Annotated in this window: 13 protein-coding genes; 12 read left to right on the top strand and 1 reads right to left on the bottom strand. The window is 62.7% G+C overall.

Annotated elements, in window-relative coordinates:
• Positions 1–17: 17 nt before the first annotated feature.
• The gene (locus B7K23_RS06095; protein WP_084125466.1) at positions 18–1262 is read right to left on the bottom strand and encodes a glycosyltransferase; all 1245 of its coding nucleotides are present in this window, start codon (positions 1260–1262) and stop codon (positions 18–20) included.
• Positions 1263–1417: 155 nt separating this feature from the next.
• Between B7K23_RS06095 and B7K23_RS06100 the strand changes: the two genes are divergently transcribed.
• The 12 genes from B7K23_RS06100 to B7K23_RS06150 all read left to right on the top strand — a co-directional run bounded on the left by B7K23_RS06100 (position 1418) and on the right by B7K23_RS06150 (position 13786).
• Positions 1418–1876, top strand: coding sequence for an acetyltransferase (locus tag B7K23_RS06100; RefSeq protein ID WP_234996434.1), 459 nt, complete (start codon positions 1418–1420; stop codon positions 1874–1876).
• A gap of 23 nt (positions 1877–1899) precedes the next feature.
• Positions 1900–2982 (top strand): glycosyltransferase, encoded by a 1083-nt coding sequence (locus B7K23_RS06105; RefSeq protein WP_234996474.1) that lies wholly within the window; start codon positions 1900–1902, stop codon positions 2980–2982.
• Between the two features lie 7 nt (positions 2983–2989).
• The gene (locus tag B7K23_RS06110) at positions 2990–4102 is read left to right on the top strand and encodes a glycosyltransferase (RefSeq protein ID WP_159451333.1); all 1113 of its coding nucleotides are present in this window, start codon (positions 2990–2992) and stop codon (positions 4100–4102) included.
• Positions 4078–5205, top strand: a complete 1128-nt coding sequence (locus B7K23_RS06115; protein ID WP_084125470.1) for a glycosyltransferase — start codon at positions 4078–4080, stop codon at positions 5203–5205. The genes B7K23_RS06110 and B7K23_RS06115 overlap by 25 nt, the downstream gene beginning before the upstream one ends.
• Positions 5202–6428 (top strand): oligosaccharide flippase family protein, encoded by a 1227-nt coding sequence (locus B7K23_RS06120; RefSeq protein ID WP_084125471.1) that lies wholly within the window; start codon positions 5202–5204, stop codon positions 6426–6428. The genes B7K23_RS06115 and B7K23_RS06120 overlap by 4 nt, the downstream gene beginning before the upstream one ends.
• A complete protein-coding gene (locus B7K23_RS16125; RefSeq protein ID WP_084125472.1) occupies positions 6412–7683 on the top strand; it encodes a glycosyltransferase family 4 protein in 1272 nt (423 codons plus the stop codon). The genes B7K23_RS06120 and B7K23_RS16125 overlap by 17 nt, the downstream gene beginning before the upstream one ends.
• 388 nt (positions 7684–8071) lie before the next feature.
• Entirely contained in the window at positions 8072–9247 is a 1176-nt protein-coding gene (locus B7K23_RS15445) for a hypothetical protein (RefSeq protein WP_143338121.1), read from the top strand.
• 547 nt (positions 9248–9794) lie between these two features.
• Positions 9795–10376, top strand: a complete 582-nt coding sequence (locus B7K23_RS16130) for a hypothetical protein (RefSeq protein ID WP_375730875.1) — start codon at positions 9795–9797, stop codon at positions 10374–10376.
• Positions 10367–10672, top strand: a complete 306-nt coding sequence (locus tag B7K23_RS06135; RefSeq protein WP_159451337.1) for a PqqD family protein — start codon at positions 10367–10369, stop codon at positions 10670–10672. The genes B7K23_RS16130 and B7K23_RS06135 overlap by 10 nt, the downstream gene beginning before the upstream one ends.
• A gap of 46 nt (positions 10673–10718) precedes the next feature.
• Entirely contained in the window at positions 10719–12131 is a 1413-nt protein-coding gene (locus tag B7K23_RS06140; protein WP_084125475.1) for a polysaccharide biosynthesis tyrosine autokinase, read from the top strand.
• A gap of 3 nt (positions 12132–12134) precedes the next feature.
• On the top strand, positions 12135–13517 hold the full coding sequence (locus tag B7K23_RS06145; protein WP_084125476.1) for a hypothetical protein: 1383 nt from the start codon (positions 12135–12137) through the stop codon (positions 13515–13517).
• Complete coding sequence (locus B7K23_RS06150; protein WP_143338122.1) at positions 13514–13786, top strand: PqqD family protein; 273 nt, start codon at positions 13514–13516, stop codon at positions 13784–13786. Before B7K23_RS06145 ends, B7K23_RS06150 begins: the two co-directional genes overlap by 4 nt.
• Positions 13787–13874 lie beyond the last annotated feature (88 nt).

Below are 13874 nucleotides of genomic sequence, written 5' to 3' on the forward strand. Positions count from 1 at the left end.
AATATAGCTGTCGCCGATTACTGTCCGGTAACGGAACTGAGAATCGCGTCAAATGACCGCATCGCGCCCTCCGCGCTCAGGTTCTCCTCGAAGTAGGCGTACCCAGCCGCGGCTGCCTGGTTTGAGGCGGAGGACTTGCTTGACAACTGCTCTGCTGCTGCGAGCAACTGTTCGGGCTCTCCGCCCTGCACGACGGGTCCCGCGCCGGATGATTGCATGATCGACGCGACGATTCCGGTGGGCTCGGTCGCTGCGATTACCGGTCGATGGGCGGCGAAGTAGCTCGTGAGCTTGCTCGGGACTGCCATTTCCTTGACTCGCGGCAACTCATTCACCAGGAGCGCGTCCGCCGCCTGCAGCGCGGCCGTGAATCCGTCGCCCGGAAGCGGGTCAATGAAGGCCACGTGTGTGCAGTTACCCGCAAGCGCTTCGAGGCGAGACCGGTCCGCGCCGTCTCCGAGCAGCACGAATTTGACGTTACTGCCACGTTCCTGCGCCACTAGCGCCGCATCAACGACGTTGCTGAGCCCCTGCTTGGAACCCATGTTGCCGGCGTGTAGGACTATGTAGTCCTGAGGGCTCCATCCGTGGGACGCGCGGACTTTGGCCACGTCGACTGCTTCCACGGTGATGTGGGACCAGTTCGGAACGACGTGGATGCGATGGCGTTCGACACCGAGGTCTGAGACCATCCGGTCAGCCATCGCGGGATGGATAGCAACCACCGCATCGGCTCGCCGTAGGAGCCAACCCTCCACGACGCCTGCGACACGAGTAGCTAGTCCAGACCCTTCGCCGGTTTCCGCCATGCCCTGCGAGTAGAGGTCCTGCACCCATACAATCCGCTTGGAGCGGGAGAAAGCTAGCGAGCGTGCCATGCATATGGCACTGGAGAACATCGCAGGAGAAACCATGACCGTGACGTCAGGTCGCGACCAACCAGATAGCACCTGGTGGAGGCCGAACGTCAGTTCCGAAAGTAGTCGACGAGCCCCGCGCGGTGGATTCGGTATCCAATGGGAGACTCTGCGCAAATCGACGCCCAGATCCATAGACCGACTTCGGAAACCGCGAAACTCTGGGTTACGCTTCCACTGCGGATAGTGGGGGAAGCCTGCGACCGCAGTGACGCTGGAGTCTGTCGACGCAACATGTTGTGCGAATGCCGCTGTGTACGGCGCGATTCCCGTCGGTTCTGGCGAGTAGTTGAGACCGAGCACGGTCATGCGCACAGGATGGTTCACGCGTTGAGGATAGTTCATTGATGAAGTCGCGAATGTGAGGGGCCATGAGCGAACACCGGGAACCGGAACTAGATATCCCGGTTATTCCACTTAGGGACGCGCCAGGCGAGCGCGCTGCGTGGGGGAGACCTGCCGTCATCGTTTACCTTTGGGGGCTCTGCGAGTGGCTATTCGTGACAAATGCGCTGCAGGTCTCGTCGAGGCTCAGAGTCGTCGTGTTGCGTGCGTTCGGTGCGAAGATTGGTGACCGAGTCACCTTTCGGCCGCGAACTCGCGTCAAGTTCCCTTGGAAGCTTGAAATCGGTGACAACTGTTGGATCGGCGAAGGCGTCTGGATTCACAATCAGGACGAGGTCACGATCGGCCACGACGTCGTCATCTCGCAAGAAACCATGATCACGACGGGCAGTCACTCGTATCGCCGAGATATGGCTCTGGTGACCAAGCCAATCCGTATCGATGAAGGCGCGTGGGTAACTTCCCGTTGCCTGGTCCTCGGCGGTGCTCACATCGGTCGCTCTGCGCTAGTGACGCCTATGAGTGTCGTGCGCGGTGTGCTTCCTGCAAACACGATCCAGCGTGACGACGGTGTTGCGCATTCCGACTTGCGATTTAAGCGGGCAACGTCGTGAGAATCGTGCACATCGTGACACTCGTGAGCCCGGATGGCGCCTACGGAGGCCCGGTCCGGGTAGCAGTCAATCAACTAGCCGAACTAGCGCGACGGGGCCACGAAGTCGAACTCATTGCAGGTTGCCGTGGCTTCGGGAGCGAGACGCCCAGAGAAGAACACGGAGTTCGCCTCTCGCTCTTCCCTGTCTCGCAACGGGTCCCGGGTTCGGGCTTCGCTGGCCTCGCGTCATCCGAACTCATTCGTTACGTTCGCGGGAGCATCGATGAGACGACTGTGGTCCAGGTCCACCTCGCGCGCGACCTGATCACCATGCCCGCGGCCCGCATCGCACGCGCGCGGGCGCGCCGTCTAGTGATTCAGCCTCACGGCATGATTGCGCAGTCGGGCAACCCACTAGCTCCCTTCTTTGACCTCGCCTTGACCCGGCGAGTCCTGCGGAATGCGGACGCGGTGCTGAGCCTCACTGCAGATGAGACGCGTTCGATTGAGAGCATCGCTGGACCTGGTGTCGCACTCTCGAGAATCCACAATGGCATACCGGTACCGGGGCGTGAGCTGGGCGAACCTGAGCCGCTGGAGGTTCTATTCCTTTCGAGGCTGCACCCGCGCAAACGTGCACCTCTCTTCGTGGAGATGGCCATTCGTCTCGCGGGAGATCACCCACAAGTCAGGTTCGCGGTTGTCGGTCCGGACGAGGGCGACGGTGACGAAGTCGCGCGGGAGATCCGTGCGTCGGGCTTGAGCGCAGAGCGCTTAAGTTGGGAGGGCTCATTGCCTCCAGCTGACACTGCTGCGCGTATGGCGCGCGCGGCGATCTACGTGCTTCCGTCGATCGGCGAAGTATTCCCCATGTCGGTGTTGGAAGCGATGGGCCACGGGAAGGCCGTAGTTGTTACTGAGGACAACGGGCTCGCAAGCCTCTTGAAGGCGCGTGACTCTGGCGTCGTGGTAGACGAATCAGTCGAGGGCCTCGTGGACGCTGTCCGGCGGCTAATTGAAGACCCGCTTCGTCGGCAGCAGCTCGGACGGAATGCGAGAGCGCACATCGAGAGTGAGTTCAGTATCTCCAGTGTGGTTGATCGGCTGGAGGTGCTATATGCCTAGAACCGCGATGCGTGTCGCGATCACTCAGCCGTATGTGCCCGCATATCGTCGCAGGCTCTGGGAGCTTGTGATCCAGCAGTTGGCAGACGAACACATCGAGGCTCGGGTGTTCTATGGCGCAAATGCGCGCGAGCGCGCCGCGAGGGAGGCTCGAGGCGACGCGGTCGATGCTGAGTGGGCCTTCGAGGTCCCTACACGAATGTGGGGCTATTCGGGGGCGTTCCCTGCAGTCGTCGACCGTCAGCTTCCGAGGGATTGGCGCAGGGCGATACTGGTAACTGAGATGCAGGCAACCAACGTGAATGCTTGGCGTCAGTTAGTCTCGCGCCGCCCGTTCGTCACGTTCGGGCACGGCGAGAGTGGCACGACATCGAACGGCAGCGTGGCGACTCGGCTTCGAGCGATTCTGAACCGGCATGCGCGCCAGGTAGTCACCTACACCGAGGAAGGGCGGACCGCCGTCATCGCAGCTGGCAGGCTCGATCCGAGCAGGGTCACAGCGTTCGGGAATGCAACTGACACTTCTGCCCTCCGAGCTGCGCTTGCCCGGGTCGACCACGAGGACATTGAACGTTTCAACAGCGAGCACGGGATCGACAGCTCTGCGAAGATCGCGCTTGTTTTAGGTGCCATGCGTGAAAACAAGCGCATCTCGCTCCTGGTGGATGCGGCTAGAAGGGTGCTTCAGGAGGACCAGAGCTGGTGGATTGTCGCTGCGGGAGACGGCCCTGAGGCAGGCAAACTACGTGTTCTGCAGGAGGAAACTGGGCGCGTCGTGATGTTGGGGCATGCGAGCGCCGACGAGTTTGCGCCGGCAGCCAGCCAGGCGCAGTTGCTTCTTAACCCGGGAAGAATTGGCCTCGTCGCGGTTGACGCGCTTGTTATGGGTCTACCTGTGTTGACCGCACCTGGTGCGGAACACGCGCCAGAGGCTGCGTATCTTGAGGAGGGACTCGGCCTGATTTGCGCAGAGCGCGCGACCGATGCCGCATTTGCAGAGGCTTGGCTGGGCCATGTCCCCGCAACTTCACCGGTGACTGGAATTGAAGTGCCTTCGATTGAGAAGGCAGCGAACAGGATCGCCCGAGCGATCCTATGTGCCTGTCGGGAGGGCCAGTGAGCCGCGCGATCCGCCGTGTTGTGAGCTATTACGCGCGACCAAAGTCGTTCGCGACGGGCGGAGTTAACGCGAGCAGTCAAGAATGGATGCGGGCTTTCGCTCAGCAGGGAATTGAAGTCAAGATCGTCTACGCGCAAGGTGGGTACGATCAGCGTCTGGTATCTGACTCCAACCTCAGATACGCCGGTTTGAGGCACTTCGGGAAGTCACGGATGACGATGATTCCCATGGGGCTCGGGGAGCAGATTGACCGAGCGGACTTGGTATATCTGCATGAGGGTTGGACGCCCAGCAACGCGATCGCTGCGGCAATATGTCGACTTAAGAGCGTGCCCTACGTTGTCATGCCGCACGGCGTCTACGACCGAAGGATCGCCAAACGGCAGGCTCTGTATGGCCTTCGAAGGAGGGTTGAAGGCGCAGTACTCCGTGGCGCGCTTGCAGTGCACCTGTTCTTTGATTCCGAAAGGACCGACGTTCTCGCGATCAATTCGCGCGCCCGAACGTTCACGGCCATGACCGGAATGGACCTCCCGGACTCCAGATGGAAGCCGCGGCCCGGACGTGGGTACATTGCGTGGCTCGCCAGATTCGATATTCAGCACAAGGGCATCGACTTGCTGCTGCACGCGATGGCTCGCATCCCGGCTGGCGCGCGCCCGATGCTACGCATGTGTGGTCCCGACCACCGAGGGGACAAGGTTCGAGTCGAGGCGATGGTCGCGGAGAAGGGTCTGTCTGGCTCGGTATCCGTGGAGGGCGAACTTAGGGGCAACGACGTACAGAAGTTCTTGCTGGCCTCCGATGCCTTCATCCATACGCCACGGTGGGAGTCGTTCGGCCAAGCGGTCGCGGAGGCGGCTGCTCTCGGAGTGCCGATGGTGCTTTCGGAGTCGGCGAACATCACCAGTCGTCTCTCTGCCGCTCAAGCCGCTGTGGCCGTCAAACCAGACTGCTCGGACTTGGACGAAGCGCTGAGCTACTTGTTCCTTCACGCTTCCAGCATGTCCGCCGCTGCCTTGAAGTGGTCCCAAGACAACCTTGACTGGTCAAATGCTGCGCAGAGGGCTCTTGTGGGTCTAGGGGCCGCGCGAGACTCATGAGGAGGTCCATTGATGCGCTGGTGCGGCATCCAGCGTTCGCGAGGTTGTCAGTAATCACAGCAGGCAAGGTGCTGGCGTCGATCCTCCAGGCACTTACCTTCGCGTTGCTCGCACGGTCGCTTGGAGTGGCCAGCTACGGTGAGTTTGCGATCACCTACGGAATCGTCCTTGTGTTCATGAGTATTCTCGAATTTGGTTTCGGGAACCGCGCATTGCGCATTTCAGGCGAGGAACATCCGGAGCGTTTGGCCGCGTCAATCGTCGCGATTCGTTCAGCAACCAACGCTCTTGTGATAATTGCCACGGTGGCAACGGTAGCGGTGATCGGTTTTCAGTCTGCTTACGCTGCCGGTGCTATTGCGTTGTATACATCGGGCGAGTTGTTCGCAACGCTTGCACAGACGATGCTGATTGGGTTCTTCAGAGAGAAGGCGGCAACGGTCGCCCTCATCTGCCGTCGTATTGTGACGCTGGCACTTATGGGGGCGCTCGTGCTCTTCTGGGGAGACGCGACCGAGCAGTGGACCTACCTGGTGCTTGGGTTGTCTGGCGCTATCGGATATGCAGTTGGCCTAGCGCTTCTCGCACGCCATTTCGACAGGCCTCGCCCACCAGTCGCGTTGATCCGCGAAAACCGGGTCTTTTGGGCCTCCAGCCTGTCGAACAATTTGCAGCAAGCGGACACGCTGGTGATTGGAATGTTTGGGAGCACCACTCTGGCGGGGCTATACGCGGCCGCCACGCGCCTCACTTCTCCGTTGAACTTGCTTACAGGTTCCATACTGCAGTCAGTTGTGCCAGCGATGTCGGTTGAGAAGCAGCGGCACCGTAGGCGCTCAATGTTCTCGAAGGTGTTGACCGTTATGGGTGCATATGCAGGCTTCCTGGTTCTTGCCAGTCTGCTCGCGCCCTTTGTGGTCCGTATCCTCTTCGGTGAGGAATACGCTGCTGCGGGCCCGATAGCGGTGGCAGTTGTGATGGTCGCAGCGGCCAACGCAGTAATTCAGGCGCTCCTGTCGTGGTATTACGCGACGACGTTGCCGCCTCGTGTACCTGTCTTCCTCGCTAGTTGGACGGTCCTCGGCCTTCTGGCTGTGGCGTGTGGTGCAGTGTTCGACAGCCCAACAGTGCTTGCAGGGGGGTTGGTCGTCAGCGGACTCGTAGCACTCGGTCTTTTCGCGAGCACCTTTCCATGGAGGGACGCCGATGCCGACTCACGATGATGCCGAGCCACAATTCGTTGTGTTCAACCCCGGCACGCATCCAGCGCCGAAGTGGGTCGCAGCGGAGTTTGCCAGGCGTGGCGAACTTGCAGCGTACTTTACTGGTTTCGGGCTCTCGCGAGACGAATTCGAGCGCGTGTCAAGACTCCCGATCGGACGGGCGCTGCGCGCGGCTCTCCGTGCACGTACGTTGCCTCCCGGGATAGAGGCTCATCAGGTCAAACGTGGCTTGGTGGTTCTCGACTTGTGCGCTGTCGCTACTTTAAGGCTCGGCAATGGGGCGTTGACGAGGCGGCTGCTCGATGCGCGAAACAGGTTCCTGGCCCGACGACTCGTCACTTGGCTGCGGCGCCGCCAGGTGGCAGGCGTCTTGTACCCGACAGGCACTCGGTCCGGGCTCCATTCCTCGCTGAATGGGGTGAAGACTGTCCTCTATACGCCCTTGCCCAGAGCACGATTTGTTCGGGAACTGCTTCGCGAGGAGGCTCAAACTAACCCCAGGTGGGCCCAGTTCTTAGAGACCACGCCGGACTCTGCCGTGAACGCCGAGGACGAGGAGGTGTCGTCGGCTTCGATCATTCTGGCAAACAGTTCATTCACAGCGAGGTCGTTCAGTGAGCTGAAGCCGCCGCCCCGTACCGTCGTCGTACCCCTGTCATCGGATGCCGAAGCGGTGAGGCATGGCGCGCGAACGGCCGGAGGCAACGGTCCACGCGATGGTGACTCTCCGACCGGGTTCCGCAGGCTCTGCTACGTTGGCCAAATCTCGCAGCGAAAGGGGCTCAGTTACCTGTTCGACGCCCTCGCCGGACAGGACGATGTCGAACTCACTCTGATCGGCGCAGACCCACTTGGCATGGCGCGAGAGCTCCGGATGCAGTACCCGAGTGTTCGCGCCACTTTCGCTGGACCGCTCCCTCAGCCGCGTGTCTGGGCTGTCCTTGCCACGTCGGACGCATTGGTGTTTCCATCTCTGGTTGAGGGATTTGGCAACGTCATCAATGAGTCAATCGCGCTTGGCGTCCCAGTACTTACAACTGAGCGAACTGGTGCGCCAGACATCCCAGACTTTCCTCACCGCGGATTGGTATTGCGGGCTGGAGACGTGGAGGCGTTGCGGCACGCCATCGCAGGCGTCGAGCGAAGAGACCGGCGAGGGCCGGCGAGCGAGAATGACGAGTGTGCGTCAGAGTCGAATGGAGGGTGGACCCGCTATGCCGGAGAAGCCGTCGACCTGATCGTGGACGCAATGTGAGCACTAGTAATCTGAAGATCGGAGCGCGTGCTTCGCGGTGCCGCCTGACACGCCGCAGGAATTCCCGGGTGGTCTTGACCGCCTGGCCGCAGTGTACATTCGGGTGATCGTACCGATTCTTCGCTGTTGAACTAGAGATAGGTCGGCTGCGCTCTTGAGCGCGGGGCCGCGGCCAGGCTTACACGTTGAGAAGGGTCCATACGTGCAATATCTCCTAGCGACGCTCTTGGCGACGTTGCTCCTACTCGTTACGCTCGGAGCGCATCGGAAGAGCCTTTTTCCTCCCGAAGCGACGGCCGCGCTAGTCGTGCTCCAAGTGCACGTCATTATGGCGGTGGCGCTCGCTGTTTCTGGGGGCGTTTCTATCACCAGTGGCTCGGCGACGACTATGTACATCACAGCAGGTCAGACGCTCGAAGTCGCCTATATTCTGATGCGCGCCGTTCTTGTTGTCATTCTGGTTTCGTTCTTCATGCATGTACTCACCTTTCGCAAGAGCACGGCGAAGGGCGTGTCGCTTGAGTCCCGCGCCGACATTAGACAAACGGTGAGTACCCTTCTTGACGGTCGTGTGACGGTCTTGGTGCTGTTGGCGGTTCTGGGCGCAGTGCTCCTAGGTGCGGTGCTGAGCCTCGACGCTCTAATTGCGAGAACGGATTATCAGTTTGCTGAGCGAGGGGCGTTCTCAACTGCGGTCCTCGGGCTCGCGCTTCCAGCTGGCGTTTTGGCCGCGGCGACGTTGGTTAGCGCCAATAAGAAGAGCGTGACGCTACTAAGTGGAGCGCTGTTGCTGCTGTGCTTCGCTATCGAGTTCAGTCGGTCCTCCAGGGCGTTCGCAGTGCTATGGGTTGCTCTGGCGGCCACAACTCTTTTGCTCGGGCGCGGGCGGCGCTCAACGCGTATTCTCTTGGCTTGTGCATTTTCTGGTGTAGCCGCACTCGCCCTCGTCGCAGTAATACAAATGCGGGGTGCTAACTCAGTCGGTTACGGCATTGTCCCATTCATTGAGATTTTGACGAGTGGCGGGCTAGACTGGTCTGAAGCCCGGTGGGTATCCGCATTTAACAACTTGACTGCGACGATCCCAATCACGTACCTGTCGACTGAAATTTCCTTACCGAGTGGGATGCTGGGAACGAGTTTGAGTCCTCTGCCTGGAACCATGACCGCGTGGTATTCCATATATCAGGATTTGAGCATTTCCCCGGGCGTTCCTTCCAACGCTATCGGGCAACTTGCCGCGTTGCCGACCTACGAATACGTTGTTGGCTGGACCGCAATCACAGTGATGATTTGGGTGCCATCGTTGTCGCGACGCGCTATTACTGGAGTGGCAGCAACTGCCATGACATGGATTTCTGTCGCCCTCGTCGCGATGTCCTCATTGCAGATGATGCAATACAGTCTCCGCGCGAGTTCGCGCTATCTGTGGCTTGCGGTTGGGCTTTCAGTGGCAGTCGGAGTTGTCCTCCGTCTGCACCGCGGATCGGCGACATCCGGCCGTTCCGCTCGTTCTCGCTACTCAAAACGTTCCGCGCAAAGTGTCGAGAGAGCACGAGCGTAGGCCTGAGAAGCGGGATTCGTGAGGTGTTGCAGAGACGAATCCCCCGCTGCGGGCGGTTGGCGAAACTGCAAGCTGGTTGTGTGTGAGAGTGGTCAGGTTTCTGGGCGATTGCGGAGGGGTGTCGGCTGCCCACTCTGGGTTCTGTTCTGCGACGATGGCATGCGTGAACCAATACTCTCTGCTGTCGCAGTCTGACGCGGTGGAGCTCGTGCACGCACTTGTCGCCACGGTGGCGGACCGACATGGCGTACGAGCCTTGGCGCTGAAAGGGCCGATTGCCGAGATGCACGGGCTCCGTGAAGCGAGGATAAGCGCGGACGCTGATGTGTGGGTTGAGTCTTCCGCTGCTAGGGAGTTCGTTGAGGAACTTGGCCGGCTCGGGTGGGTAGAACGGAAATCGTCGTGGCTAGCCCAACAGTTGGTTGGCCATTCAGTGACCCTAATTCATCGAGATTGGCCCTGCGATATAGACCTACATACAGAGTTTCCGGGTTTTCTACGTGAGCGCGATGATGTCTTCCGAGAATTGTGGGGTAGAAGGGTGAACTTGGTTCTGGCCACCAGGTCGGTGCCAGCCCTCGACCGCTTATCATCGACCCTTGTTGCCGGACTACATGGATTGCGTTCGCCTACTCAGACGACGAGGCACCGAGAGGAACTCAAGCGACTGGCAGATCGCGTGATTCCTGGTCTCAGCGATCAGGATTATCTACTCCTAGTGCAGCTTGCGGCAGGGTTGGGGGCGACGGACACCGCGAGGCCAATCTTCGTGCGGCGCGAAGAGGGACTGCCTCGTCGCACTCCGGCAGGTCGTGACAAGGCGCTCGATGAATGGCGACTTCGCTCGGCGAGCGGGGGAGGGCGAGCAGGGCAGATCGCCAATGCCATGCGGCATGCAGGCTGGCGCGAACGGTTTAGTTTGCTGCGTGAGTACATCTGGCGAAATCATGACGAATTCGCCCTGGACTTCCCAGACGTTGAGGACACACCGCGCGGGCGTCTCGGCGCGCACTGCGCCCGGCTCGGTCGCGGCTTCCGCTCAATCAAGAACCTCATCCGCGGCTACCGCTTCATGAAGGCAGGCAAAGACGACACCGCCCTTGTCGACGGGGAGGACCCGTGGTCCTGAGCAGGCACCCCGACCTCGCCGAAGTCTTGCACGACGACTACACCGTCGTCCTCAACCTGGTGCGGCTCAAGGAACAGCAGTCGCCCTACGTCTTCGAGGGGCCTTCCTTCGAGATCTGGACGCGCATCGACGGCACGCGCGATGAGGCGCAGATCGTCGACGAGCTCGTCGAGCAGTTCGGTGCACCGCGCGAGCAGATCGCCTCCGACGTTCGGACATTCCTCGCAGAACTCCTCGGCTTGGGCCTCATCGAGGACGTGGCGCACGAGGGCGGCACCGAAGCGCAACTAGACTGACCGCCAGCACATGACGTGAGGCGCGCCAGCCTGGAGGGGCAGATCGATGGAGCTTGAGGACTACCTGCGGATCCTTCGTGCGCATTGGCTGGTGATCCTCATCATCACGGCCTTCGCCGGCGCGGCCGCCTTCGCCTGGACCGAGACGCAGCCGAAGGTCTACACCTCGTCCGGCTCTGCCATCGTCACGACCGGCGGCTCGACGTCCCTTGGTGACGCGCTCGTCGGTGACAACTACGCCAAGTCCCGCGTCCTCTCCTACGTCGACATCGCAGAGTCCCGCAAGGTCGCCGCGATCGCGGCCGAGGAGATGGGCTTCGAGGGCAACGCCGATTCCCTGGTCGGTCGCGTGAGCGTCTCCAACCCGACCGACACTGCGACACTGAGCGTGACGGCGACAGGCTCCACGCCCGAGGACGCGCAGGCCCTCGCCGAGGCGTGGATCACTGGCATGGCTCAGGTGGTCGAGGACATCGAGACCGTCGACGGCTCCGAGACCGTCGTCTCGCTCGAGACGCTCGACAGCGCCTCGCTGCCGTCGTCCCCGTCGTCCCCGAACCTCAAGCTCAACCTCGCCCTCGGACTGCTCATCGGCCTCGCCCTCGGCGTGGCCTACGCGCTCGTGCGCGCGACGCTCGACAAGCGCCTGCGCGTCCCCCGCGACGTGGAGCGTGAGTTCGACATCGCCGTCGTCGGCGCGATCCCGCTCGACACCGCCTTCTCCAAGCCCGGCTGGACCACGTCCGACCTTGGGCAGGCCACGAGCGAGGCCGTGCGCGAGCTGCGCACCAACCTCGCCTTCATGGACGTCGACAACCCGCCGCGCGTCGTCGTCGTGACGTCGTCCCTTCCTGGCGACGGTAAGTCCACGACCGCGATCCTGCTCGCGCAGGCCGTCGCGGAGAGCGGCCGCAACGTGGTGCTCATCGATGCCGACCTGCGCCGCCCCACGATCGCCAAGCGCCTCGGGCTGGTCGAGGGCGCGGGCCTCACCCAGGTCCTGGTGGGGCAGGCGAGCGCGAGCGACATGCTCCAGGCCTCCGGCGCCTCCGGACACCTGTGGATCATGGCCGCCGGCACGATCCCGCCCAACCCGTCCGAGCTGCTCGGCTCCGAGGCGATGCACTCGCTTCTGTACTCGTTCCCCGAGGACGCGCTCATCCTCATCGACTCGCCGCCGCTCATCCCCGTCACGGACGCCGCGATCCTCACCGCGCGCACGGACGGCGCACTCGTCGTCGCCCGCTCGGGCAAGACCACGACCGACCTACTTGATAGGGCGCTCGGCAACCTAGATCGCGTCAAGGGCCGCGCGCTCGGCGTCATTCTGGACGGCGTCAGCCGCAAGGGCCCCGAGGCCAAGCTCTACGGGTACGGCTACACGTACAGCTCCAAGGGGGACAGTGCGCCTAGGGAGACTGAGCCGCAGGCCCGGCACGCGTCAAAGGGCACCGACTAGACGATGCAGCCCAGGCTCAGATCCGCGTTCCGGATCCTGCTGGTCGACACGCACCACACCGGTCGTGCCGCGGTCGCCGAACGCCTCCTGCGCCGCTCGCTCGCCGGCTACGGCATCCCCGCGGCCGAGATCCGCGTCACCTCCGCCGGACTCAACGCCGTCGACGGCGCCCGCATCACGGACACCGCCGCGAGGCTGATCGTCGCGCACGGCGGCAATGCGGACGGCTTCGTCGCGCGGTCCTTGAGCTCGCAGCTGGTGGGAGCCTCGGACATCGTCCTCACCGCGACCGCCGCCGAGAGAGACGAGGTCGCACGGCGCTATCCCCGCTTCGGGCGGCGGGCGTTCGCGTGGACCGAGCTCAACGCGCTGTACCGCGACGTGGTCGAGCTCGCCGCGCCCCTGCACGAGCACCCGCTGATCCTCGCCCGCAACCGCGCCGTCGCGCCGCCCGAGACCGGACGCGAGCTGCACGCGTGGACGTCCGACGCCGACGCCGACTACGTGGCCGACTGGATCTCCCAAGGCTCCGACAAGGCGGCCGAGCGTTGGTCCGCCCTGGTAGATCGCAACATCGCCCCGGTGACCCACGCATCGTCCTGTGTCCTCGATGCCTTCGGCACCCGCATCGGCGTCACCTGCTCGGGCGCCGGGAGCGACGAGCTCTCTCGCGAGGCGATGCGCGTGTGGAGCCGCTGCATCGTCCCCGAGCAGGGCGAGCACGACGCCGAGATCGAGGTGTGCGTGGACCCCGACCCCGAGGTGCTCGCCGCCGCGCGCGCGAGGGGAGCGTTGGCGTTCGTCGAGGTCGAGCAGGCGCTGCACCACCTGTCGAGCGCCGTGACGGTGCGTGCGATCGACCGCCACGCGGGGAGCCTCGTCATGCTGCACGCCTCAGCGGTCGCCTCGCGCGATGGCGACGTGATCGGCTTCATCGCCCCGTCGGGCACGGGCAAGACCACGCTGTCGCGCGTGCTCGGCGCCCACTACGGCTACGTCACCGACGAGACGCTCGCGATCGCGGGCGACCGCGTGTACCCGTACCCCAAGCCGCTGTCCGTCATCACCGAGTCGCGTCAGGGGATCAAGCTCCAGTGGAGCCCCGACTCGCTGGACCTCGCGGTGCCCGGGCGGGATCTGCGGTTGTCGCGGCTCGTGCTGCTGGACCGACGCGTTGACGGGCCTGTCGAACCCGAGCTCACCGAGGTGCCGCACCTGCGCGGGATCGCCGAGCTCGCCGAGCAGACCTCGTACCTGCCGCGCCTCCCACGCAAGCTCCACACGCTGTCCGACACCGTCGACCTGGTCGGCGGGCTCACGCGGCTGTCCTATCGCGAGGCGAGCACCGTGCTGTCGGTCATGCCCGAGCTGTGGGGGGCGTCGTGAGCCTGTCTCCCTCCACCGTGGTTGTTGCCGCGTACGACGACGCGCTCACGCGCGACGGAGAGCTTCTGGCCCTCGTGGGGTCCGAGGTGGTCCTGCTGTCCGAGGTGGCGTCGGCGCTGGTCCAGCACGTGGGGGAGGGGACCTCGGTCGCCTCTCTCGTGGACCGTCTGGTCGCCGAGTTCGGAGCGCCCGAGGACGCCGATCCGATCGAGGTCGTGTCCGTTTTGGTAGGAGAACTGATAGATCACGGAGTTCTCCAAGTCGGATAGTTCACGGTGAGTGGAGTTGGACGCTCTCAATCTGATAATGAATCGTCTTCCAGGCTTGTGATTTCCCAGGTCAGCGCCTAGGTTGGCC

Origin of the sequence: Demequina sp. NBRC 110054 (assembly GCF_002090115.1) — a bacterium.
GTDB lineage: Bacteria > Actinomycetota > Actinomycetes > Actinomycetales > Demequinaceae > Demequina.

Excerpts from the sequence above, each read along its gene's own strand:
- B7K23_RS06095 (WP_084125466.1), bottom strand. The coding sequence starts at position 1,262 with ATGAACTATCCTCAACGCGTGAACCATCCTGTGCGCATGACCGTGCTC.
- B7K23_RS06110 (WP_159451333.1), top strand. The coding sequence starts at position 2,990 with ATGCGTGTCGCGATCACTCAGCCGTATGTGCCCGCATATCGTCGCAGG.
- B7K23_RS06115 (WP_084125470.1), top strand. The coding sequence starts at position 4,078 with ATGTGCCTGTCGGGAGGGCCAGTGAGCCGCGCGATCCGCCGTGTTGTG.
- B7K23_RS06120 (WP_084125471.1), top strand. The coding sequence starts at position 5,202 with ATGAGGAGGTCCATTGATGCGCTGGTGCGGCATCCAGCGTTCGCGAGG.
- B7K23_RS16125 (WP_084125472.1), top strand. The coding sequence starts at position 6,412 with ATGCCGACTCACGATGATGCCGAGCCACAATTCGTTGTGTTCAACCCC.
- B7K23_RS15445 (WP_143338121.1), top strand. The coding sequence starts at position 8,072 with ATGTACATCACAGCAGGTCAGACGCTCGAAGTCGCCTATATTCTGATG.
- B7K23_RS06140 (WP_084125475.1), top strand. The coding sequence starts at position 10,719 with ATGGAGCTTGAGGACTACCTGCGGATCCTTCGTGCGCATTGGCTGGTG.
- B7K23_RS06145 (WP_084125476.1), top strand. The coding sequence starts at position 12,135 with ATGCAGCCCAGGCTCAGATCCGCGTTCCGGATCCTGCTGGTCGACACG.